This window comes from Streptomyces caatingaensis (assembly GCF_001187435.1).
Classification (GTDB): Bacteria; Actinomycetota; Actinomycetes; order Streptomycetales; family Streptomycetaceae; genus Streptomyces; species Streptomyces caatingaensis.
This window is the reverse complement of the sequence record NZ_LFXA01000013.1, coordinates 327,251-351,253: the sequence shown is the minus strand read 5'-3', so window position 1 is coordinate 351,253 and position 24,003 is coordinate 327,251. Positions and strand designations below refer to the sequence as shown.

The window sequence follows — 24,003 nt, the reverse complement described above, 5'->3', positions numbered from 1 at the left end:
AAGGGGGCGGGAACAACGAGCACGTTCTTGCCAATGTGACGCCCCTGCTGCATATGGCGGAAGGCATCCGTGGCGTCCCGGATGTCCCAGCAAGTGAGCGGCAGGGGTTGGAAGGCACCCTCCTCGAAGAGACGCAGGACCTTGGTCAGGAGATCACGGAGCAACTCGGGCGTCGCGCTGAGCAGATCGAAGGCCTGGTAGGAGATGCCCGGATGGGCCCGGCGCACCTCCTCGGGGTCCCGGATGTCACTCTTTCCCATTTCGAGGAACCGGCCCCCGCGACGGGATGCGAGACGTAGTGAGGCATCAACGAATTCACGGGCCAGGCAGTCTAGTACGACATCGATGCCTTGCCCGCCGTCGCTGCTTCGCCTTCCGATGAGAGAGCCAAACTGCTCCTCGAAGTCCAAGGTGCGGGACGAGGCGATGTGCTCGGGCGGGATTCCGTGGGCCCTCAGCACGTGCCACTTCCCTGGGCCGGCTGTGGCGAAGACCTCCGCTCCCAGATGCCGGGCCAACTGGACCGCCGCCATTCCCACTCCGCCCGCTGCGGCGTGAATGAGGACCGACTCCCCGGCCCGGAGCCCCGCCAGTTCGACGAGCCCGTAGTAGGCCGTGGTGAAGACGACGGGCACTGATGCGGCCTGCGCGAACGACCAGCCGTCCAGAATGCGCGCCAGCAGGCGCTCGTCCGCCACCGCGACCGGTCCGAAGGAGGCCTCGAAGAAGCCGAATACCCGGTCACCGGGTTTCCACGAACTTACGCCGGAGCCAACCTCGAGGATGACACCCGCTCCTTCACTGCCCAGTCCGGCCTGCGTTCCTTCGACCATTCCCAAGGCGATCAGGACATCACGGAAATTCACGCCTGCCGCCCTCACCGCGATCCGTACCTGGTGTGCTCGCAGCGGGACTCCGGCCGTGTCGCAAGGGACCGGACGCAGACCCGTCACAGTTCCCGGGGTCGTGGATTCGAGGCGCCACCCTCCCTCCCGGTCTCCCACCGGCAGAAGCGCGTTGGAATTCGAAGGTTCCTCCCTGCCATCGAGCTTGACGAGGCGGGGGACGCATACCTTGCCGCCGCGCACTGCCGCTTGCGGCTCCTGCGTCTGGAGGATCGACGGCAACAGCGCCCAGGATGCTGGTTCATCGGCACCGTCGAGATCGACGATCACGACACGACCGGGTTCCTCGGACTGAGCTGATCGCACCAGTCCCCATGCGGCGGCGCCCGCGAGGTCCGGTACATCCTCGGTCTTGTCGCAGGCCACGGCTCCACGGGTGACGACAAGGAGTCGTGAGTCGGTGAGACCTTCTGCGCCCAGTCCCTGCTGGAGCAGGAGGAGCAGACGCTCGGTCCGGCAGTGGATCTCGTCGATGGTCGACCCGTCGAAGGTCCCCTGGCGGCAGTCGATGACGATGACGTCGGGGCAGCGCTCAGGAGTGCCCGAGGGCTCGATCACCGAGGCGAGGTCGGAGTGGAACGTCAGGCTGACTCCGTCGAGTACCGCCTCGTGACCGAGCGCCCCCTCGGTCTCGACGAAATCCGATTCGTCTCCGACGATTGCCCATTGGGCACCCAGGTCTCCTTGCAGCGGCTGAACCGGAGATGCTTCCCATGCCACCTCGAAGAGGCCGGGGTGACCGGTGGCGCTGTGGGCGAGGGTCCTGAGTTCGTTCATGTTGACGGGACGCAGAGCGAGTGAATTGACGGAGAGGAGACGGCGCCCGAGCTCGTCGGTGGTTTCCAAGGACAGCGTCTGATGCCCGTCCTTCGTGGGGCCCGGCGAGAGGTGGACCCTCATGGACGACACATCTGCGGTCCGGATCGGCGTGGACGAGGTGTCTGCCGTGTGCAAGGTGACGCCTTGCCATGCGAACGGCAGACATTCCCGCTCATTCGATGCCAGCACAACTGTTTGTACGGCGGCATCCAAAAGGGCGGGGTGGAGAGCGAACCCCTTTGCGGCGTCCGGCAGATCATCCGGCAAGGCCACCTCGGCGTAGATGTCCGCGTCCAGACTCCAGGCCTTGCGCACGCCTTGGAACAGAGAACCGTAGGAGAACCCCATTCCCTCCATGCGGGGGTAAAAGTCGTCTACTTCCAGTGGTACAGCGCCGGTGGGTGGCCAAGCACTGTTACTGGGCGCATTCTTGGCCCGGTGCGTGGTGGGGGTGGGGTGGGGGGTGAGGGTGGCGGTGGCGTGGAGGGTCCAGGGGATGGTCTGGTCGTCGGGGGTGGTGGTGGTGTGGATGGTGAGTTGGCGTTGGCCGTGGGTGTTGGTTGGGGTGGTGGTGATTTGGAGGGTGGTGGGGTGGGTGGGGTGGAGGGGGAGGGGGGTGTGGAGGGTGAGTTCTTGGATGTGGGGGGTGGTGGTGTGGTGGGCGGTGTGGAGGGCGAGTTCGAGGAAGGCGGTGCCGGGGAGGAGGGGGGTGCCGGCGATGGTGTGGTCGGCGAGCCAGGGGTGGGTGGTGAGGCTGATCTGTCCGGTGAACAGGTGGGTGTCGTTGTCGGTGAGGGTGAGGGTGGCGCCGAGGAAGGGGTGGTGGGCGGGTTGCAGGCCGGCGGTGGTGACGTCTCCCGTGCCGGGGGGTGCGGTGAGCCAGTAGCGCTGGTGTTGGAAGGGGTAGGTGGGGAGGTCGATGTGCTGGTGGGGGGTGGTGTGGGTGGTCCAGTTGATTTTTTGTGTGTGGGTGTGGATGTGGGCGAGGGTGGTGAGGAGGGTGTGGGTTTCGGGTTGGTTGGGTTGGAGGAGGGGGTGGGCTTGGGGGGTGTGGTCGGGGAGGTTGTGGTGGGTGAGGGTGGTGAGGGTGTTGTCGGGGCCGAGTTCGAGGTAGGTGGTGACGCCGAGGGTGTGAAGGGTGCAGGTGGTGTTGTGGTAGTGGACGGGTTCGCGGGTCTGGCGGGTCCAGTAGTCGGGGGTGAGAAGGGACTCGGATGAACCGCTGTTGGTGACGAGTGGTGTGTGAGGGGTGTGGTAGGTGAGGGTGTTAGTGGTTTCGTGGAGTTGGGGGAGGAGGGGGTTGATGTGGGGTGAGTGGAAGGCGCCGCTGGTGTGGAGGAGGGTGGTTTTGCGCCCGAGGTCGTGGAAGTGCCGGACGATGTCGTGGACGGCCTCAGCGTCGCCGGAAACGACGAGTGACGTGGGGCTGTTGACTGCGGCCAGGGAGATGGCGTCCTCCCGGCCGTCCAGCAGGGGGAGGACTTCTTCGGGTGTGGCTTGGAGGCTGGCCATGAGGCCGTCGGTGGGGAGGGTGGCCATGAGCCGTCCGCGCACGGCCACGAGCCGTGCGGCGTCGGGGAGGGTGAGGATTCCGGCGAGGTGTGCTGCGGTGATTTCTCCTAGGGAGTGGCCGGCGAGGTAGTCGGGGGTCAGGCCGAAGGTTTCGGTGATGAGGCGGTGTTGGGCGATTTGCAGGGCGAACAGGGCGGGTTGGGTGTACTGGGTGCGGTGGACCAGGGCCTGTTGTCCTTCCTCCGGTGGTGCGAAGAGGATCTCCCGGAGGGGCTGGTCGAGGTGGGGGTCGAGGTGGGCGCAGGCCTCGTCGAGTGCCTCGGCGAAGACGGGGAAGGTTTCGTAGAGTTGGTGTCCCATGCCGGGGTACTGGGTGCCTTGTCCCGCGCAGACGAACGCGACCTTGCCGCCCGCCGACACCGGCCCGTCTCCTGTCACCACGCCGGGGTGTTCCTCACTCGCCGCCAGGGCTTGGAGGGCGTCGAGGTAGCCGTCCCGGTCCTCGGCCAGGACCACCGCCCGGTGATCGAACACCGACCGGCCTGATGCCAGTGCATGCCCCACATCAGGCAAGGACAGGTCCGGGTGGTCGGTGACGAACGCCTGCAGCGTGCTGGCCTGGTCCCTCAGCCCCTGCTCGGTCTTCCCCGACACCGGCCACGCCCACGGCCCCGGCACGTCGGTGGGCTGGTCGGCGGGGTGTTCCTCGGGCGGTGCCTGTTCCAGGATCACGTGGGCGTTGGTGCCGCTGACCCCGAACGACGACACACCCGCCCGTCGCGGCCGCCCCGTCTCCGGCCACGGCACCGCCTGTGTCAGCAGTTCGACGGCGCCGGAGGACCAGTCCACATGCGGCGACGGCTCATCGACATGGAGAGTGGCAGGCAACGAATCATGCTGGAGGGCCATCACCATCTTGATGACGCCGGCGACACCGGCGGCGGCCTGGGTGTGACCGATGTTCGACTTCACCGATCCCAGCCACAACGGCCGCCCTTCCACCCGTCCTTGACCGTAAGTGGCCAACAACGCCTGCGCCTCGATCGGATCCCCCAGCGTCGTCCCCGTCCCATGGGCCTCCACGGCATCGACGTCACCCGGCGCCAGGCCGGCGTTGGCCAGAGCCTGCCGGATGACCCGCTGCTGGGACGGACCATTCGGCGCCGTCAGCCCATTGCTCGCCCCGTCCTGATTGATGGCGCTGCCGCGTACGACCGCCAGCACCCGATGGCCCAGACGCCGCGCATCCGACAACCGCTCCACCAACAGCACACCGACACCCTCACCCCAGCCCGTACCGTCCGCCGCAGCCGAGAACGCCTTGCACCGGCCATCCCGCGCCAGACCCCCCTGCCGCGAAAACTCCACGAAGGTGAGAGGTGTGGACATCACCGTGACGCCTCCGGCGAGCGCCATCGAGCATTCGCCGATGTGGAGTGCCTGGCAGGCAAGGTGGAGCGCTACCAATGATGAGGAACAAGCCGTGTCGACGGTGACCGCAGGGCCTTCGAGGCCCAGGGTGTATGCGATGCGTCCGGAGGCCACACTGCTTGAGGTGCCGGTGAGGACGTAGCCCTCCAGAGTGTCCGAGGACGATTGGGCCAGTGTTGCGTAGTCCTGCGAGTTGAGCCCGGTGAAGACGCCCACTTGGCTTTCCAGGAGTGAGTCAGGGGCGATGCTCGCACGTTCGATGGCTTCCCAGGAGACCTCGAGGAGGAGTCGCTGCTGCGGGTCCATGGCGAGGGCTTCTCGTGGGCTGATGCCGAAGAAACCGGCGTCGAAGTGTCCCGGTTTCCGGAGAAAGCCGCCGTGTCGGACGTACGAGGTACCGGACCGCAGAAGATCCGGGTCGAACAGGCGGTCGTTGTCCCAGCCGCGGTCTGTGGGAAATTCGGTAATCGTCTCTCTTCCTGAGATGAGGAGGTTCCACAGAGCACCTGGGCTCTCGACACCACCTGGGAATCGGCATGCCATGCCGATGACTGCGATTGGTTCGTCTGCAGGCGTGGATCGAGGAGCAGGGGCGGGTGCCGGAAGCGAGGTTCCGGACAGTTCGGTTTGCAGGCGACCGGCAAGCTTGAGCGGGGAAGGATGGTCGAAAATGAGAGTGGAGGGGAGGCGCAGGCCCATTGCATTGGCGAGTCGATTGCGGAGCTCCACGCCGGTTAGGGAGTCCAACCCCATGGACTTGAAGGGCCGTTCGGCCGGAACTGATGCGATGCTCGTATGGCCCAGAACGAGCGCGGTCTGCTTACGAACCAGATCGACCAGCGTCGCGAGCTGCTCGCTGTGCTCTTGAGCCGACAACGTATGGCGTAGAGAAGCTTTCACGTCGCTGAATTGCTTGCCGCTTTCCTCGACTTGGTCGGCGACCTCCGGGATGTCTGCAAGCAGAGGGATCGGATCGGGTGTGCGGGAGGGACGGAACGTCTTCCAATCGATGTTCGCGATAGCGATGCTCGGTTCCGGCCGGCTGATCGCTTGCTCGAATGCCGTGAGGGCAAGCTCGGGTGGCATGGGCAGAATGCCGAGTCGCCTGAGCTGGCGGTGAGTTGCTTCAGCGCTCGCGAGACCTTCGCCTTCCCAGAGTCCCCAGGCGATGGAGGTGGCGGGTTGTCCTTGGGTGTGGCGGTGGTGGGCGAGGGCGTCGAGGTAGGCGTTGGCGGCGGCGTAGTTGGCTTGTCCGGGGGAGCCGAAGGTGGCGGCGGTGGATGAGTAGAGGATGAAGTGTTGGAGGGTGGGGTGGTGTTGGGTGAGTTCGTGGAGGTGTTGGGCGGTGAGTTGTTTGGGGGTGAGGGTGGTGTGGAGGTGGTGGGGTGTGAGGTTGGGGATGGTGGCGTCGTTGAGGGTGGCGGCGGTGTGGATGATGGTGGTGAGGGGGTGTTGGGGTGGGATGGTGTTGAGGAGGTGGGTGAGTTGTTGTTTGTTGCTGGTGTCGCAGGTGGTGATGGTGGTGTGGGTGTTGTGGTGGGTGAGTTGTTTGAGGTGGTGGTGGGCGTTGGGGGCTTGGGGTCCTTGTCGGCTGGCGAGGATGATGTGGTGGGGTTGGTGGTGGGTGGTGAGGTGGTGGGCGAGGGCGGTGGCGAGTGCTCCGGTGCCTCCGGTGATGAGGATGGTGCCGTGGAGGGTGGGTTTTGGTGTGGGTGTGTTGGGTTGTGTGGTGGGTGTGAGGCGTGGGGTGTGGAGGGCGTTGGGTCGGATGGCGAGTTGGTTTTCGGTGGTTTGGGTGAGGGCGGTGGGGAGGTGTTGGTGGAGGGTGTGGGGTGTGGGGTGGTGGGGGAGGTCGATGAGTCCGGCCCAGTGGTGGGGGTGTTCGAGGGCGGTGGTTTTGCCGAGTCCCCAGGTGAGTGCTTGTTGGGGGTGTGTGAGGGGGTCGTGGGGGTGGGTGCTGGTGGCGTTGTGGGTGATTGTCCAGAGGGGGTGGTGATGTGGGGGTGTTGGGTGAGGGTTTGGATGAGGGTGAGGGTGAGGGTGAGTCCGGTGGGGAGTGTGGGGTGGTCGGGGTGTGGTGTTTCGTCGAGGGGGAGGAGTGAGAGGAGGCCGGTGAGGGTGTGGGGTGGTTGGTTGTGGGTGGTGAGGGTGTGGTTGAGGTGTTGGGCGAGTGCCTCTGGGTTGGTGTGGGTGTGGTTGAGGGGGAGGGTGATGGTGTGGGCGCCGTGTTGGTGGAGGACGTTGAGGATGTTCTGGGTGAGAGGAAGGCTGGTGTGGTCTTCGGGGTGGGGGATGAGCCAGGTGCCGTGGAGGTGGGGTGGTGTGGTTGGTGGGGGGAGGGGTTTCCAGGTGATGGTGTAGGTCCAGTTGGTGATGGTGTTCTGTTGTTGTTGCTGTTGGTGCCAGGCATGGAGGGCGGGGAGGAGTTCAGGGAGAGGAGTGTCAGGTGGGACGTCGAGTGTGGTGGCGAGCGCGGTGGCATCCTGGGCGCGGACGGCCTCCCAGAATTGCTCATCATTGGACTGAACTCCCTTTGCAGGGGCCGAGACTGCGGTTTGCGATGTGGGCGTGGTGGTGCTGAGCCAGTAGCGTTCGTGTTGGAAGGGGTAGGTGGGGAGGTCGATGTGCTGGTGGGGGGTGGTGTGGGTGGTCCAGTTGATTTTTTGGGCGTGGGTGTGGAGGTGGGCGAGGTGGGTGAGGAGGGTGTGGGTGTCGTCGCGGTCGCGGCGGAGGCTGCCGGTGACGACCGCCGGGGCCGGAGTGTGGTCGTTGAGGGCGGGAACCAGGGTCGGGTGCGGGCTGCACTCGATGAAGGTCTGATGCCCCTCGGAGGTCAGAGCAGTGGTGGCTTCGGTGAAGTGGACGGGGTGGCGCAGGTTGCGGTACCAGTACCCGGCATCCAAACAAGCCGTGTCCACCCAGGCATTGTCCAGGGTGGAGTAGAACGGGATGGTGGAAGGTTGGGGGGTGATGTGGGCGAGGAGGGTGGTGAGTTGGTCTTCGAGGGGGGTGATGTGGGGGCAGTGGGAGGCGTAGGTGACGGGAATGCGCCGTGCCCGTACCCCCTCACTGCGGCAGTGGTCCAGCAGTTCCTCCAGTGCGTCGGCGTCCCCGGAAACCGCCGTCGCCGTGGGGCTGTTGTGCGCGGCTACCCACAACCGCCCCTCCCAACGCTCCTCCAGCAGATCGGCTGTTCGGTCCGCTGGCAGTGCGAGGGAGGCCATCCCGCCCGTTCCCTGCAGGGACTGCAGCACCCGGGCCCGCAGGGCCACCACGGCTGCCGCGTCCGGCAATGAGAGCGCCCCCGCCACATGCGCCGCCGCGATCTCCCCCTGCGAATGCCCGACCACCGCGTCCGGCTCCACCCCGTAGGAGCGCCAGACCGCCGCGAGCGCGACCATCACCGCGAACAGCAACGGCTGGACCATCTCCACCCGTTCCCACACCGCGTCCTCGGCGGGCCGGCCCAGCATGTCCGGCACCGCCCATCCGGTATGCGGCTCCAGCGCCTGGGCACACTCCTCCAGCGCTGCCGCGAAGACCGGCGAGGACTCCCGCAACCCCAACCCCATCCCCGCCCACTGACCACCCTGACCGGGAAAGACGAAAACGGTCTTGTATCCGTCCGCGCCGGGGGGTGGCGTGCCGTGGACGAGGGCGGGATGGTCCTCCCCCGCCGCCAGGGCCTGGAGGGCATCGAGGTAGCCGTCCCGATCCCCAGCCAGGACCACTGCCCGATGGTCGAACACCGACCGGCCCGAGGCCAGTGCATGCCCCACATCAGGCAAGGACAGGTCCGGGTGGGCCTCGATGAACGCCCGCAGCGCGCTCGCCTGGTCCCTCAGCCCTTGCTCGGTCTTCCCCGTCACCGGCCAGGCCCACGGTCCCGGCGGAACCGCCGCGGTCTCGACCGGGACCTCTTCGGTTGGTGCCTGTTCGAGGATGACATGCGCGTTGGTGCCGCTGACCCCGAACGACGACACACCCGCCCGCCGCGGCCGCCCCGTCTCCGGCCACGGCACCGCCTCCCTCAACAACTCCACCGCACCCGCCGACCAGTCCACATGCGGCGACGGCTCATCGACATGCAACGTCCGAGGCAGAAAACCCTGGCGCAGCGCCATCACTATCTTGATGACCCCCGCCACCCCCGCCGCAGCCTGCGTGTGCCCGATGTTCGACTTCACCGACCCCAGCCACAACGGCCGCCCCTCCACCCGCCCTTGACCATAAGTGGCCAACAACGCCTGCGCCTCGATCGGATCCCCCAGCCTCGTCCCCGTCCCATGGGCCTCCACGGCATCGACGTCACCCGGCGCCAGGCCGGCGTTGGCCAGAGCCTGCCGGATGACCCGCTGCTGGGACGGACCGTTCGGCGCCGTCAGCCCATTGCTCGCCCCGTCCTGATTGATGGCGCTGCCGCGTACGACCGCCAGGACACGGTGGCCGTTGCGGCGGGCATCCGACAACCGCTCCATCAGCAGCATGCCGACACCCTCACCCCAGCCGGTGCCGTCCGCCGCAGCCGAGAACGCCTTGCACCGGCCATCCCGCGCCAGACCCCCCTGCCGCGAAAACTCCACGAACATCCCGGGCGTGCTCATCACAGTGACCCCGCCGGCGAGTGCCATGGAGCATTCGCCGGACCGGAGGGACTGGGCGGCCAGGTGCAGGGCGACCAGCGACGATGAACACGCGGAGTCCACTGTCAGGGCGGGTCCCTGCAATCCAAGGGCGTATGCGATGCGACCCGAGACGACGCTGCCGGTCGTTCCTGTAAGGACGTGCCCTCCGACCTCCTCGGGCGCCTGATGCATGCGGGGGCCGTAGTCGGGGGAGAGGAGTCCGGCGAAGACCCCGGTGGTGCTCCCACGTACCGTCTCGGGGGCGATCCCGGCGTTTTCCAGCGTCTCCCAGGCGACTTCCAGGAGCAGGCGCTGCTGGGGGTCCATGGCTAGGGCCTCGCGTGGGCTGATGCCGAAGAAGTGGGCGTCGAACTCGTCGGCGTCGTAGAGGAAACTCCCATGGCGGGTATAGGACGTGCCGAGGTGCTCGGGATCAGGGTCGTAGAGCTGCTCGACATCCCAGTCCCGGTTGTCGGGGAATTCCCCGACGGTGTCCTTGCCGGTGGCCACGAGCTGCCACAGGTCCTTGGGGCTCTTCACTCCCCCTGGGAAGCGGCAGCCGATTCCCACAATGGCGATCGTTTCCTCCGTCCCCTTCTCAGGCCGCGGGGACACCGCCAAACCTTGACTTCCGTAACCGTCGTCTCCGAACGCCTCCGCGTTTCCATCGCCGAGCACCATGCCGGCCAGGTGCTTGGCGAGTACCGCGGGCGTGGGGTAGTCGAAGACCGCGGTCACAGGGATGCGCAGCCCTGTCGCCTGCTCCAGGAGATGCCGCAACTCCACGGCGAGTGATGAGTCGACACCCATGTCGTGGAATGTGGCGGTCGTCAGCATGCCTTCCGTCCTCGCAGCGCTGCTCTCCAGAACCTGCGCGGACTTCTCGGATACCAGGCGAGTGAGGTGCACCTCGAGCTCCGCTCGGCCCAGCAGGGAAAGCGCAGCACGCGCATCCGAATTCCGGACGGGCTCGGGGCCTGGTTCAGCGTCGTCCGTCTCGCCCTGCGCGGTAGACTGATGCAACGGCAGGCGCTGGAAGGCGTATGCGGGAAGGTCGGCCCAACGGTGGTCGTGCCCGGCGAACGCGGGCCTGCAGTCCGTGGACAACGCACCATTGACGTGGAGTTGCGCCAGCGAGGTCATGAACTTCCGCATCCCGCCCTGGTCGCGTCGCAGGGTGCCGACGGCAACGCCGCCGGTGCTCATCGCATCGGCGGTGGCCAGCACGTCCATGACCATCACGGGATGGGGGCTGATCTCTGTGAAGCAGCGATGCCCCTCGCGCAGGAGCCGTTCTGCGGCAGCTGAGAATCGAACGGTGCTTGTCAGGTTGCGCGACCAGTAGTCGGCGTCGAGTTCGGGTCCGTCCAGCCACTCCCCGGTGACCGGGGAGAGGAAGGGGACGCTTGCCCGACGGGGAACGATGCCGGACAGCGCGGAGCGCAGGTCGGCCTGGGAGGCTGAGAAGTGAGGCGAGTGCACCGGTACGTCGATCGGGAGCGGGCGGTTCCAGATGCCGTTCGCGGAGAGTTCGGCCAGCAGCTCTTCAACGGCCTCCCGTTCACCGGAGATCACCGTGGTGGACGGGCCGTTCGTGGCGGCGACCACCACCGCGCCGTCCCATCTCTGCAGGCGCGACGCCAGGGTGCCGGCGCCAAGGCGCACGACGGCCATGGCACCCGTGCCGGCGACGGCGGCCTGCGCGTTGCCCCACGACGCGACCACCCGGACCGCGTCCTCCAGGGTCAGCGCCCCGGCCACCTGGGCTGCCGCGATTTCCCCGAGGCTGTGGCCCAGGACGGCCGCCGGTTCGACGCCGTGGGCGCGCCACAGCCCGGCCAGCGACACAATGATGGCGAACATGACGGGCTGTGCCACGTCGGGGCGATTGAGCGAGGGAGTGTCCGGTGCGCCGTGCAGCACATCCTCCAGCCGCCATCCCAGCAAGGGGGCGAAGGCGTCCGCGCAGGCCCGCACGCCGTCCCCGAACACGGCGGAGGTCTCCAGCAACTCCACCGCCATGCCCGGCCAGTGCTGCCAGTGGCCGGGGAAGAGGAAGACGGTGCCCTGGGACGGGCCGGCCGTGCCCCGGACGAGTCCGGGGTGCTCCTCGCCCTCGGCCAGGGCGTGCAGTCCTCGCAGGAGGTCCTGCCGTTCGCCTGCGATCACGACGGCCCGGTGCGCGAAGGACGTACGGGTGGCCGCCAACGCGTACCCCACGTCCGTGTGCCGCAGTTCGGGGCGGTCGGTCATGTGGTCGTGCAGGCGTCGGGCCTGCGCCCGCAGTGCGGCGTCGGTGTGGGCGGAGAGGACATAGGGCAGTACGGCGGCGTCCGGTGGGGGAGTGCCGTCTTCGTGCGTCGTGGCGGGGGCGGAGAGAGGCGCCGGCGACGCCCCGGGGGCAGGGCCGAAGACCAGGTGGGTGAAGCTTCCCCGGGCGTCGAAGGAGGCGACGGCGCCCGGGCCGTCGCACCTGCCCTGGCACGCGAGGGCCTGAAGGATTCCCGCCATGTCCGGAGCCGCCGCCCGGTGTGGCGGGGTGGGGGCCGAGGGGTCTGGGTCTGCGGAGTGTCCGGTGCCGGCCGAAGCCGGCACACCAAGGACGGCCCTCACGGCGGCGACGTCCGGTTGGAACGCGTCGGGCACATCGGTGCTGCTCAGGTGGAGGTGGCGCAGTGTCTCGGGGCCTGCGCCCGCTTGTTCGTGCGCCGCGTGCAGTGCGCGCACCGGGCCGTCCCCGCGGGTGTCGCTCGTGGCGCTGCCGTGGATGACGCAATGAACGCGGTTGCCGTCGGCCAGTGCCCGGGAGAGGGGTTTGAGGATCAGGAGTGCGCCGATCATGCTGCGTTCGCCGCTGTCGGCGGAGGAACCGGACGCCGGTGCCGTCCCGTCCTCCCGCGCGACGGGGTGCACGCCGCCGGCGACTGCCAGCGTGTACGCGCCGGTGCGGAGAGCGCGGCATGCCTCGTGGACGGCGGCGGGCCCGGACACGGCTGTGGTGCCGGTCGAGGTGGTAAGTCCATGGGAGGCGAGGAACGCGCTGATCGGAGGTGAGCGGTCCGGTTCGGGGGGCCGTGTCGTCCGGGCGTCGTTCTCGGTGGCGACGGCAGGCGTGGCGAGGAACAGCCCCGTCTGGTCCTGTACTTGGGCTGTGACCAGTCCCGCGTCCTCGAACGCTTCCCAGGCCAGTTCCAGGAGCAGCCGCGCCGAGGGGCTCATTGCCGCGGCCTCCTGGGCCGTGACGCGGAAGAAGGCGGCGTCGAAAAGGTCCATCTCCGTGGGAATTTGGCGGCTGCCGCAACCGATGACGGCGACGGCCTCGTCCGACGATGGCGACGATGGAACTGACGCACACCCCTCGGGGTCGGGGCCCTCGGCGTCGTGAGGGGCGGCCGGTTGATACGTCTTGTCATGCATCTCACGCACCTGACTGCCTCCAAACCGCAAACCGCAGCCTTCCGGGGGAAGACCCTAGGAAGGATCGGTTTGGGCGGTAACCCCTACGATCCCCGGGAAGGGCGGCGTGGAGCTTCGGTCGGGTTCGCACGCGTGAACTGCCAGACAAAAGAGGTCACTTGGTCGTATCGGCATTGCGCAGCGTCCCGGCATTTCCCCCGGTCTCATCGTTCTGTTCCCCGGTCGCCACCGATGGGATTCCGGTGCGCGAATGCGGCGTTCGGCAGGGGGTACCCCAGACATGTTCCGCAGCCCTCGTCGGGCCTCGGCTTCCTCGGTAGCGTGGGAAATCCCGCGGCCGCGCGCGGGGGTGGCGTTCCGCTCGGCTGCCGCCGGTTCCCCGGCCTCGGGCCGAGATGCTCGGCTTCCAGCCGGTCCCGAGAACCCGCGGGACGCGAAAGGGTCGAGGACGTACGAGCTGAGGAGACCGGGTAACCCATGTCAGAGTCATGCCGTCCCGTGCCGGGCGAATGCGCCTTCGCTGTTGCACGCGGAGCGCTCCCGGTCATCGGACACCTGCGCAACTTCCTGTGGGAGCCACTGGAGCTCCTGGAATCGCTGCCCGCCACCGGGACCTCGTGGAAATCCGCCTCGGGACGCGCAGAGTCTATGTGGCCTGCCGCCCCCGCCGCATGCGCCGTATCTTCGCCGGCAGTCACCTGTTCGGCAAGGACGGACGGCAACTTGAGGAAGCGGAGCAGGCGTACGGACATACGCTCGCCACTACGCCGGACGAGCGGCACCTTCGGCTCCACCGCATGCTGCAACCGGCTTTCGACCGGAGTGCCCCGGCCGGGTACGGGGCCCTGCTGGAGCGGAATGCCGCCCTCCTCGCCGGTGGGTGGCGGACGGTCAGGTCGTCGATGTCTTCCCGACTTTCCAGGCCTTCGCGACGGATGCCGTCAGCCGTGCCCTCTTCCCCGGCTCCCTGGGCGACGAACGCCTCGCCGAGGTGCGGAACCTGTTCCGCGAGGTGAGCGAGACGGACGAGGGAGTCGGCATCGCTGCCGCCCTGATGCTGCTGCGGGGCGCGAACGGCGGGCGGAGGGGACGGAAGGCCGTCCGGGAGCTGTGCGACAAGGGGAGCGACGACGTGTTCCTCCTCTCGCCGTTGCTCGCTGCCGGCGCGCCGCCCCCGCATCCGGGGGCGGCGGGCGGAGCGAGCGGGACGGAGCCGGTGCTGACGGACGAGGAGACCCGCGCCTGGGGTGACCTCCCACGCCCCGGTACAGAGCCGCTGCCCTTCGGGCCAGGGGTTCCTACGGGTTGGGGCAGCCGTCCCCGACCGGTACAAAAAGGATGAGTCGGACGCGAGGCGAGGAGGTGCGGTGCCCGTGATCAGGGTCGGGCTGTTCGGCTGTGCCGACACCCCGTGGCTGGGTGTGGTCTCGGCGCTCGTGGCCTCCCCCTTGGTGCGCGTCGTGGCGGTCGCCGGCCGTACCGACGGGGAGACGGTGGCGGCAGCCGGCCGACTGGGCTGCGCCGCCGTGAACGGTTACGCGGCCTTGCTGGAACGCGGGGACCTGGACGCGGTCTACGCGCCCCTGCCGCCGGAGCTGCAGACCGAATGGATCGGCAAGTCGCTCACGGCGGGCAAGCACGTCCTCGTCGGAGAACCCCTGGCTCTGAACCGCATGGAAGCCGCCATGCTGGTCGCGGCCGCACGCATGGGCGGGCTCCTGCTCATGGAGAGCTTCGCGTTCCCGCGGCACAGTCAGCACGCGGCCGCCCAGCAACTGATCGATGAAGGCGCCATCGGCGAGCCGCGGTCGTTCACCGCCGCTCTCTTCCTTCCCCCGCCGCCCCCCTCCAGGTGGAGCGGCGCGTGCCCTTCTGAGGCCGGTGGCGCGCCCCCCTTGCACGGAGGGCGTGGCGCGCTGCTCGACACGGGTGTGTACGCGCTCCGGGCCGCGGGTCTTCAGCCGGGCAGGAACCCGCAGGTGGAGGGGGTCGTCCTCCACCGCGACCGGGACACGGGGGTGGACGTCGCCGGAACGGTCCTTCTGTCGACGGCGGACGGTCGGGTCGGCAACGTGTCCTTCGGCCACGACCGGTTGCTCGCCCGTTCCACCTACTTCGTACAGGGCAGCCGGGGCAGCATCACTCTGCCCATGGCCTTCACCGCTCCGCCTGGGTTGCGGCCTGTCCTCCGCCTGGAACGACCGGAAGGGGTCGAGGAACGCACGCTGGACGCCGACTGCCAGAACGGTGCGCTGGTCTCGGCGTTCGCGAGGAGAATCCTGGAGGGCGGCGATCTGATCGGCCCGGGCGAGGACATTCTCCGGCAGGCGTCCTTGCTCGACGGCGTCCGCGAGACCGCCGAACGGGACAGGCGGCAGCGGGGGTTGTAGACAGGAATGGCCGGTGATCACTACCGGCCGAGTGGCCGGCCTCGTCCCAGGATCCGCCGCGGCGTCACGGGCGACAGCCCGGCGGGCCGGGTTCCCCAGCCGGTTGCCAGACCGGCCGGTTGTGGACGTACCACTGCACGGTGTCGGCGAGTCCGTCCTAGAACGGCACGCGCGGACGGTAACCCAATTCGGCCACTGCCTTGCCGATGCCCAGGGCGTAGCGGAAATCCTGCCCCGGGCGGTCGGGGACGTGCTCGACGGAGGACCAGTCGGCGCCCAGGCGGGCGAGCAGCAGGACGGTGAGGTTGCGGTTGGAGAGTTCAGTGCCGCCGCCGATGTGGTAGACCTCGCCGGACCTGCCGTGCTCGGCCACGAGGGCGATGCCTCGGCAGTGGTCGTCGACGTCCAGCCAGTCCCGGCGGTTGGATCCGTCGCCGTACAGAGGGATTGTCTCCCCCTCCAGGATGCGGGAGACAAAGCGGGGGACGAGCTTCTCCGGGTACTGGTACGGCCCGTAGGTGTTAGAGCCGCGGGTGACGCAGACCGGCAGCCCTGCGTGCGGTGGTGTGCACTCCCCGGTCGCGCTCCATGGCCCACACGTACTGGCCAGCCCGCACCAGCGCGTCGTGGGTGCCGGTGTCGAACCAGGTAATGTCTGGCTTCAGCGGCACGAACCGGGCCCTGCCCCCGCTCGACGTAGACCGGTTGACGTCGGTGGCTTCCGACTCGCCCGCGTGCGTAGGGCCGGAGACCGCGTGCGATGCCGACTACGTCGCTGCCGTACAGGTAGGGGCCGGTGATGGCCAGGTTGGACTTGTGGTACGGAGGGCTTCTCTACGAGGGACACCAGCCGGCCGGCGGCAGCGATCTTCCCCACCCTGTACCGTTCGGGGTCCTCGACCGGATCGCCGAAGACGACGCAGCCGTCCACGTAGCCGGTGTGCCGGCGCAGGGACGGGAGACCGGGGCCCTGGTGCGGTGGGCGAAGATGCGCTGTCGGATCGAGCACGACCACCGCGAGCTCAAACACGGCCTCGGACTGGACCACTTCGAAGGCCGCAGCTGGCGGGGCGGGCACCACCACGTCACCCTCGTCACCGCCGCCCAGGCATTCCTCCCCCTCCACCGGAACGACCCAAAAGTCCCCGCACCAGTCTGAGCCTCTACCAGGTTCTCGACGCCATCCAGGGCCTGTTGCGGTGCTGGACTACCACCTGCGGCCGCCCTCAGCCAGCCAGCAGCCGAACCACAACCAGACGCCAACCGACTTAACGAAGCACTACTAGGCCTCATACCGCCAGGCGTACACCAGGAAGATATCGGTGTCCTTGAACACCAGGTCCTGTTCGAGCGCCGTGGCGAGGCCGTGGGAGGAGAGGAGGGAGAGCACGGCCTGGAGGGATCCGTCGACGTCATGCACTTCGGCGACACACTGCCGGACCTTGGGCCAGTCGTCCTCCGACAGCCCCCGGAAAACCTCCAGTTCGCTTTTCTGGACGTCCACTTTCAGCAGCCCGATCGAGGACACGTTCCGCTCCGCGATGACCTCGGACAGCGTGTGCACCGGGACCTCCACCGTCTCCGGTACGCCCGTCGCCCATTTCTCCGCCACCATGGCGTCGATGTCCTCCGCCGGATATCCGCTGTTCACCATGACGGAACGGACGAGGGCCTCTTCCTCCTCCGGGCTAGGGTGCAGGCCGGACATCGCGGTGAAGTGCGGATAGTAGGCCAGCTCGGCGGTGCCGGACCGGTCGGAGACCGCGCACCGCGTGGTGACCGCGTCGATGCCGTGCGCGGCGACGTTCGCCTGGAGGGCCGCGTACGGCCCGGGGCCGGGCTCGAAGGCGTGGACGCGCACCCCCGGGCACTCGGTGTGGAAGAAGAGCGTGGCCAGCCCGATGTTCGCGCCCACGTCGAAGACGGTGTCGCCGGGACGCAGCGTGATGCCGTTCCGGGCGTAGCAGCGTTCGACGAAGATCTCACGGTAGAGGATTTCGGTCTCACCGGGGTTCACATGCTCGACGGTGAGCTTGTTGGGCAGCTGCGTTGATTCCATTGAGTTGCGTCCGATTCTCTTGGCAGTGGTGAGAAGTGAGAAGCGTGCACCGGCAATTGCTGCATTCCCGGCCCCCGGATGCAGTGAATACCGAGTGTAGAAATTCTGTGATGCCGCGAGAACCCGTGTCCTGGCCGGGAGCCGGAGCCCTGGAACAGGGGAACGCAGGGGTGCCTGCCACCACGTCTCCGTCCGTAGTCTCTCGGCTGTCATTGCGGCTCGGTGAGGCGCCCCGGCCGTCACGCCGCCGGAGGAACGACGGCTACCAGGACGAGGAGAATGCGGCCGTGACAGAAGACGACGAACTCTGGCTGCGTTGTTTCCGGCCCGCACCGGAGAGCAGCCACCGGCTGCTCTGTTTCCCGCACGCCGGCGGAGCGGCGAGTTCCTTCCTCCCGCTCGCCCGGTCGCTCGCCCCGGACGTCGAAGTGCTGGCCGTCCAGTACCCCGGGCGGCAGGACCGGCGCAACGAGCCGCACTTCACTTCCATCGGTGAACTCGCCGACCGCATCCACCGGGTTGCCGCGCCCCGGCTCGACGAGTCGACGGCGCTCCTCGGCCACAGCATGGGGGCTGTTCTGGCCTTCGAAGTCGTCCGGAGGATGGAGCGGGAGACCGGCCGCACCTGTGCCGGGCTCTTCGCCTCCGGGCGCAGGGCCCCGTCCTGCAGGCGCGAGGAGGACGTCCACCGGCGCGATGACAGCGGCCTTCTCGCCGAACTCATGGACCTGGGCGGAACCGACCCGCGGATTCTCCAGGACGACGAGCTCCTGGCCGCCTTCCTCCCCTGCCTGCGCGCCGACTACGAGGCCATCGAGACCTACCGGGCGGATGACGGCGTCACCGTCGGCTGCCCTGTCACCGTCATGGTGGGTGAGGACGACCCGAGGACCACGCTCGAGGAGGCGGACGCCTGGCGTCAGCACACCACGGCCGCGTTCGAGCTCTGGTCCTTCCCCGGGGGCCACTTCTTCCTGGACGGTCCCCACCACGCCCAGGTGGTCCGCACGATTGCCGGTCGGCTCGGAAATCGCTGAACCGACCGTTCTTGGTGACGTGTTGGTCTGCGACGTGTTGCCGTCGGAGGCCAGAGGGCTGTCGTCCTGTCGTAAAGGAGGCCGTACGTGGCCGTCTCGATCTCCACCGTCATGCTCATGGGCATCGTCGTCGTCTTTCTGATCAGAGGCGGCCACATCCGCCCGGGTTCCGCCGTTGCCTGTGTGCTGTTCGGGTTCACGCTCGCGTCCACCGGAATGGCCCCGACCATCAACAGCGGCCTCCTCTCCATCGCCCGAGTAGTTTCCAGCTTCTGAACCAGAGGTTCGGCAACTTGCGCGCTTCCTCTGTGATGAACGATCCGTTGCTCGGCGGGGGACAGAAGACGGACAGCGCGCGCAGCTGCGCTACTGCCCGCGGGAACTGCCGCCGACAGTGCGGGCTTTGTCATGTGCGGCCGGCGTTCCGGCCCGGGGACGCAGGGAGGTAGCACAGGGAGCCTCCGGAGGGCAAGAGACATTCGTTACGGGCGGGCAGGGGCATCCGGTCGCCTCCTGTGTTTCCTAATCTCGGACGGCGGTGTTCTTCTCAGCCAGCGGTGATCAGTCCTGCGCACCGACTCTCGGGTGCAACAAGGAGGTTGGGCATGCGGCCCCTTCTTTCCCCGATTCCTTCCCGGTTCGGTGGTCGCGGGCGTCGGCGGAATCCTGAACCGTCGGAACGCAATCTCGTCCACCTGCCACGCGCCTTCCAATACGCGGGAGACACCTTCGACGAACGGTTCGTCTTCGTCGGCCCGTGTCTGGGGGGAGCGCCGCTTCCTGGGCGAGTGGGCGCCGTCCGGCGACGGACTGCCGGTCGTACTCGTCTCGTTGGGTACCGTCTGCAACGCACAAAATTCCTTCTTCCGCATGTGCGTCGAGGCCTTCCACGAGTTTCCGGCCCATATCGTGATGGCATTGGGGCAGGAGATCGGCTCTTGTGACCTCGATCCGTTGCCACCCTCCATCGAGGTGCACGAGTGGGCCCCACCTTTCGGTGCTTCCCCACGCCAGCGCCTTCGTCGCGCACGGCGGTATGGCCAGCGTCATGGAGTCGCTCTACTCCGGGTGCCCGGCGCTGGTCGTGCCGTTGACCGCCGACGCCCGGCGACCGGCCGACGTATCGCCGACCTGGGACTGGGTCGGACGACGCGTCCGGAAGACGTCACCGCACAGACACTCCGGAAGACCCTGCTGGAGCTCATGGCGGACGAGGAGGCCACCAGGCGGGCCGGGGAAATGCGGCAGCACTGCCTCGCGGCGGGCGGCACCCTCCGGGCGGCGGATGAATGCGAAGCGCGCGTAGGGCGAGTGCGGTAGAGCACCCCTGCCAGGGCCGTTCTGCCATCGCCGCGGAACTGCTATCGGGGTCGGGTCGGAGCCGATGGCACGGTGCCGGAAATCCAACCGGAACCGGACGGATTGTTCAGGCGTACGTACCGGCGATCGTCCTGGCATGGACGATCGCGGGTACGCCGTTCAGCCTTCGTACCCCATCTTCCGCATCTCGGTGCTGACATCGGAGTCTTCGAAGTACTCCACGTCAGGAATGCGCCGGAGCTTGTCGAGCATCTCCACATCAAGGTCCATTGAATCCGCCATGTCGAGGATCTCCCCCTTCACAGCGGGAAAGGTCAGGCTCATGAGCAGTTGCTGGAGCGATGCGTACGGCATGGCGGTCCTCCAGAGAGCGAAGGGGTGACGAATGAGGCAGAGTGGTGAGGTGAGTTGGGAGCCCGGTGCCGGCTCTTGGACGAACGGTGTTCGGCTCACGGGCTCCGGGTCAGCCGGTGCGAACGGCCGCCAGGGAGAGGTAGCCAATCCCTCTCACCGCATTGGTCCGGGCGAAACGTTCGGCGATGGACAGGACGTCTTCGGCGCTGGTGCCCAAGGCCGTCGCGCAGTCCTCCACCCGTTTCCGCACGTACTCGGCAATAGCCGCGAACGAGGGAGCGATGACGTCGTCGCCGACGTTGGTGAACTCCTCGACGAGGAACCCGGTATCGGTGACGGTCCGCCGTTAGTCGCGGACTGGTGTGATCTCGTGAACCGCGAACATGACGTCCAGGGAGAACTGTCGCTGCGCTCTCCCTCTGCGTGACGCTCCTCCCGCCGGACCAGATCCGTGGCCACAAGGCGCCCACCGGCACGGAGCACCCGGGCGGTCTCCCGTAGCACTTGAGGGACGCTGGCATGTGGAGAAGACATTCGAGCGCCCATACGGCGTCGAACGACGCGTCGTCGAAGGGAAGGGCCATGGCGTCCGCATGCAGGAAGCGAACCCGGTCGGCGACCCCCGCCTGCTCCGCCAGAGCCGTGGCCATCCTCACCTGTACCCGGCTGATGGTGACGCCGATGGCCTCCACCAGCTCCGCCAGGGTGCACCGTACCGTCGGCCGGCCCGAGCCGAACCCCCACGTCGAGGATCCGGTCGCCGGGGGAACACCCAGTTTCTCGATGGCCTCGTCCATGTCCCCGACGTCACTCGGAGGCGGCGTTGGTTCGGCTGGCACAGGCACGACCTCTTTCGTCTCTGTCGTCGGCGGAGCGGAGGGCTGCCACCAAGGTGTCGTGGGCTGTCCGGAGTGACAACGTGCGCAGAGGTGGGCCGGCAGAACGCAGGGGGTCTCTCTCAGACGCCCCCCGGGTCCCTGGGGGAGTTCACAGCAGGTCCCGGACCCGTCGTCCGGCCTTCCGATTCAGGGGTGGGCACGGGTGACCGGGACTCGCCGGTGTCGCTAGCTTCGGCGCTGCCCAGGTCTGTCGTGGCAACCGTTGGAGATGATGGTGACTTCGTCTGGTGACAAGGTCATTGAAGCACTGAGGGCATCCCTCAAGGCGAACGAGAGGCTGAGGCAGCAGAATCGGGAACTCGCCGATGCGGCGAGGGAACCGATCGCGATCATCGGCACGGCCTGCCGCTACCCCGGGGGGATCCGCTCGCCCGAGGACCTGTGGAACCTCGTGGAGTCCGGGCGCGACGCCATCGGCGAGTTCCCCGACAACCGGGACTGGGACCTGGAACGACTCTACGACCCCGACCCCGCCCACCCGGGAACCTCGTACACCCGCCACGGCGGCTTCCTCTACGACGCGGCCGACTTCGACGCCGCATTCTTCGAGTTGAGCCCGCGCGAGGCCCTGGCCACCGACCCGCAGCAGCGGCTGCTGCTGGAGACGGCGTGGGAGGTTTTCGAGCGGGCCGGTATCGACGCGGGGACGGTGAGGGGCAGCCGTACGGGCGTGTTCGCCGGAGTCATGTACCACGACTACGGAAGTCGCCTCCATACCATCCCGGACGGGTTCGAGGGATACCTCGGCAACGGCAGCGGCGGCGCAGTGGCCTCGGGCCGTATCGCCTACACCTTCGGGCTGGAGGGGCCGGCGGTCACGGTGGACACGGCGTGCTCCTCGTCGTTGGTCGCCCTGCATCTGGCCTGTCAGGCCCTGCGGTCGGGCGAGTGCACCATGGCCCTCGTTGGCGGCGTCGCCGTCATGTCCACCCCCAATCTGTTCGTCGAGTTCGCACGGTTGCGGGGGCTCTCGCGCGACGGCCGGTGCAAGGCGTACGCGGCCGCGGCAGACGGCACCGGCTGGGGCGAAGGCGTCGGCATGTTGCTGGTCGAGCGGTTGTCGGATGCGCGGCGTCTGGGCCATCGGGTGTTGGCGGTGGTGCGGGGGAGCGCGGTCAACCAGGACGGCGCGAGCAACGGGATGACCGCTCCGAACGGCCCGTCCCAGCAACGCGTCATCCAGCAGGCGTTGCTGGGCGCGGGGCTGGAGCCGGGTGATGTGGACGTGGTGGAGGGGCACGGGACGGGGACGACGCTGGGGGATCCGATCGAGGCGCAGGCGTTGTTGGCCACATATGGTCAAGGGCGGGTGGAGGGCCGGCCGTTGTGGCTGGGGTCGATGAAGTCGAACATCGGTCACACGCAGGCCGCGGCGGGGGTGGCGGGGGTCATCAAGATGGTGATGGCGCTGCGGCATGGGGTGTTGCCTGCCACGTTGCATGTCGATGAGCCGTCGCCGCATGTGGACTGGTCCTCCGGCGCCGTCGAACTGCTGACTCAGGCGGTGCCGTGGCCGGAGACGGGGCGGTCGCGGCGGGCGGGTGTGTCGTCGTTCGGGGTCAGCGGCACCAACGCGCATGTGATTCTGGAGCAGGCGCCTGTTGAGAAGCCGGGTGGCTCCGAAACGGTGGCGGCCGCACCTGTATCGGGGCCGTGGCCGTGGCCGGTCTCGGCGAAGTCGCCGCGGGCCCTGCGGGAGCAGGCGCGCAGGCTTCACAGGTTCCTGGCGGCGGACGCCGACCTGTCGCTGCCGGACGTGGGGCACATGCTGGCGTCGGGTCGGTCGGTGTTCGACCACCGGGCCGTCATCCTCGCCGAGGACCGCGACGGATACCTGGAGGCGCTGCGGGCTCTGGGCAGCGGCGAAGCACACGGCGCGGTGATCGAAGGACCGGATGCGGCGGCCGCGGGAGCCGGAACGCGGTCACGTGCCGGAATGGACGGGGTCGTTTTCGTCTTTCCCGGTCAGGGTGGTCAGTGGGCGGGGATGGGGTTGGGGTTGCGGGAGTCCTCGCCGGTCTTCGCGGCAGCGCTGGAGGAGTGTGCCCAGGCGCTGGAGCCGCATACCGGATGGGCGGTGCCGGACATGCTGGGCCGGCCCGCCGAGGACGCGGTGTGGGAACGGGTGGAGATGGTCCAGCCGTTGCTGTTCGCGGTGATGGTCGCGCTCGCGGCGGTCTGGCGCTCCTACGGGGTGGAGCCGGACGCGGTGGTCGGGCATTCGCAGGGGGAGATCGCGGCGGCGCATGTGGCGGGGGCGCTCTCATTGCCGGACGCGGCAGCCGTGGTGGCCCTGCGGGCCCGGGTGCTGCAGTCCCTGCAGGGAACGGGCGGGATGGCCTCCCTCGCACTGCCAGCGGACCGAACAGCCGATCTGCTGGAGGAGCGTTGGGAGGGGCGGTTGTGGGTAGCCGCGCACAACAGCCCCACGGCGACGGCGGTTTCCGGGGACGCCGACGCACTGGAGGAACTGCTGGACCACTGCCGCAGTGAGGGGGTACGGGCACGGCGCATTCCCGTCACCTACGCCTCCCACTGCCCCCACATCACCCCCCTCGAAGACCAACTCACCACCCTCCTCGCCCACATCACCCCCCAACCTTCCACCATCCCGTTCTACTCCACCCTGGACAATGCCTGGGTGGACACGGCTTGTTTGGATGCCGGGTACTGGTACCGCAACCTGCGCCACCCCGTCCACTTCACCGAAGCCACCACTGCTCTGACCTCCGAGGGGCATCAGACCTTCATCGAGTGCAGCCCGCACCCGACCCTGGTTCCCGCCCTCAACGACCACACTCCGGCCCCGGCGGTCGTCACCGGCAGCCTCCGCCGCGACCGCGACGACACCCACACCCTCCTCACCCACCTCGCCCACCTCCACACCCACGCCCAAAAAATCAACTGGGCCACCCACACAATCCCTCACCGACACGTCGATCTGCCCACCTACCCCTTCCAGCGCGAGCGCTACTGGCTCACCGCACCCCCCGGCACGGGGGACGTGACCCGCGCGGGCCTGCAACCCGCCCACCACCCCTTCCTCGGCGCCACCCTCACCCTCGCCGACAACGACACCCACCTGTTCACCGGACAGATCAGCCTCACCACCCACCCCTGGCTCGCCGACCACACCATCGCCGGCACCCCCCTCCTCCCCGGCACCGCCTTCCTCGAACTCGCCCTCCACACCGCCCACCACACCACCACCCCCACATCCAAGAACTCACCCTCC

Annotated in this window: 11 protein-coding genes and 4 pseudogenes; 7 read left to right on the top strand and 8 right to left on the bottom strand. The window is 68.2% G+C overall.

Annotated elements, in window-relative coordinates:
* The 3 genes and pseudogenes from AC230_RS20760 to AC230_RS33890 form a co-directional block, all read right to left on the bottom strand.
* The coding region (locus AC230_RS20760; protein WP_157868625.1) for a type I polyketide synthase at positions 1-5,753 on the bottom strand (5,753 nt) is incomplete at its 3' end.
* A 123-nt stretch (positions 5,754-5,876) separates the two neighbouring features.
* Positions 5,877-6,344, bottom strand: a pseudogene (locus AC230_RS34815) (KR domain-containing protein); the annotation flags it as partial.
* 770 nt (positions 6,345-7,114) lie between these two features.
* Positions 7,115-12,559 (bottom strand): annotated as a pseudogene (locus tag AC230_RS33890) (acyltransferase domain-containing protein); the annotation flags it as partial.
* Positions 12,560-13,589: 1,030 nt separating this feature from the next.
* Between AC230_RS33890 and AC230_RS32135 the strand changes: the two are divergent.
* Together AC230_RS32135 and AC230_RS20745 are read left to right on the top strand one after the other, a co-directional pair.
* Positions 13,590-14,051: a hypothetical protein gene (locus tag AC230_RS32135; RefSeq protein ID WP_049717791.1), complete on the top strand. Its 462-nt coding sequence runs from the start codon at positions 13,590-13,592 to the stop codon at positions 14,049-14,051.
* 25 nt (positions 14,052-14,076) lie between these two features.
* Positions 14,077-15,099: a Gfo/Idh/MocA family protein gene (locus AC230_RS20745; protein WP_049717790.1), complete on the top strand. Its 1,023-nt coding sequence runs from the start codon at positions 14,077-14,079 to the stop codon at positions 15,097-15,099.
* Between the two features lie 157 nt (positions 15,100-15,256).
* On the opposite strand, the gene AC230_RS20740 is transcribed toward AC230_RS20745, so the two are convergent.
* Together AC230_RS20740 and AC230_RS33885 are read right to left on the bottom strand one after the other, a co-directional pair.
* Positions 15,257-15,649 carry an NAD-dependent epimerase/dehydratase family protein gene (locus AC230_RS20740; RefSeq protein ID WP_338399820.1) on the bottom strand — a complete coding sequence of 131 codons (393 nt, stop codon included), beginning with the start codon at positions 15,647-15,649 and terminating at the stop codon, positions 15,257-15,259.
* The gene (locus AC230_RS33885) at positions 15,621-15,770 is read right to left on the bottom strand and encodes a hypothetical protein (protein WP_241833304.1); all 150 of its coding nucleotides are present in this window, start codon (positions 15,768-15,770) and stop codon (positions 15,621-15,623) included. The genes AC230_RS20740 and AC230_RS33885 overlap by 29 nt, the downstream gene beginning before the upstream one ends.
* A 299-nt stretch (positions 15,771-16,069) precedes the next feature.
* Between AC230_RS33885 and AC230_RS20735 the strand changes: the two are divergent.
* Positions 16,070-16,258, top strand: a pseudogene (locus AC230_RS20735) (IS701 family transposase); the annotation flags it as partial.
* Between the two features lie 123 nt (positions 16,259-16,381).
* Here AC230_RS20735 and AC230_RS20730 read toward each other — a convergent pair.
* The gene (locus tag AC230_RS20730) at positions 16,382-17,158 is read right to left on the bottom strand and encodes an FkbM family methyltransferase (protein WP_049717789.1); all 777 of its coding nucleotides are present in this window, start codon (positions 17,156-17,158) and stop codon (positions 16,382-16,384) included.
* A 287-nt stretch (positions 17,159-17,445) separates the two neighbouring features.
* Here AC230_RS20730 and AC230_RS20725 point away from each other — a divergent pair, with 287 nt between their 5' ends.
* The 3 genes from AC230_RS20725 (at position 17,446) to AC230_RS34705 (ending at position 19,501) form a co-directional block, all read left to right on the top strand.
* Positions 17,446-18,195, top strand: coding sequence for a thioesterase II family protein (locus AC230_RS20725; protein WP_049717788.1), 750 nt, complete (start codon positions 17,446-17,448; stop codon positions 18,193-18,195).
* A gap of 87 nt (positions 18,196-18,282) precedes the next feature.
* Positions 18,283-18,471, top strand: a complete 189-nt coding sequence (locus tag AC230_RS20720; RefSeq protein ID WP_049717787.1) for a hypothetical protein — start codon at positions 18,283-18,285, stop codon at positions 18,469-18,471.
* Positions 18,472-19,135: 664 nt separating this feature from the next.
* Positions 19,136-19,501 carry a hypothetical protein gene (locus AC230_RS34705; RefSeq protein WP_422125611.1) on the top strand — a complete coding sequence of 122 codons (366 nt, stop codon included), beginning with the start codon at positions 19,136-19,138 and terminating at the stop codon, positions 19,499-19,501.
* Between the two features lie 173 nt (positions 19,502-19,674).
* Here AC230_RS34705 and AC230_RS20715 read toward each other — a convergent pair whose 3' ends face one another.
* On the bottom strand, positions 19,675-19,869 hold the full coding sequence (locus AC230_RS20715) for a DUF2795 domain-containing protein (RefSeq protein ID WP_049717786.1): 195 nt from the start codon (positions 19,867-19,869) through the stop codon (positions 19,675-19,677).
* A gap of 95 nt (positions 19,870-19,964) precedes the next feature.
* A complete protein-coding gene (locus AC230_RS34365) occupies positions 19,965-20,666 on the bottom strand; it encodes a methyltransferase domain-containing protein (protein WP_277816922.1) in 702 nt (233 codons plus the stop codon).
* 316 nt (positions 20,667-20,982) lie between these two features.
* Here AC230_RS34365 and AC230_RS20710 point away from each other — a divergent pair.
* Positions 20,983-23,973, top strand: a pseudogene (locus tag AC230_RS20710) (type I polyketide synthase); the annotation flags it as partial.
* Positions 23,974-24,003 lie beyond the last annotated feature (30 nt).

Bases quoted from the DNA above. Each gene is read 5' to 3' on its own strand.
- AC230_RS20715 (WP_049717786.1), bottom strand. From the start codon at position 19,869: ATGCCGTACGCATCGCTCCAGCAACTGCTCATGAGCCTGACCTTTCCC.
- AC230_RS34365 (WP_277816922.1), bottom strand. From the start codon at position 20,666: ATGGACGAGGCCATCGAGAAACTGGGTGTTCCCCCGGCGACCGGATCC.
- AC230_RS20730 (WP_049717789.1), bottom strand. From the start codon at position 17,158: ATGGAATCAACGCAGCTGCCCAACAAGCTCACCGTCGAGCATGTGAAC.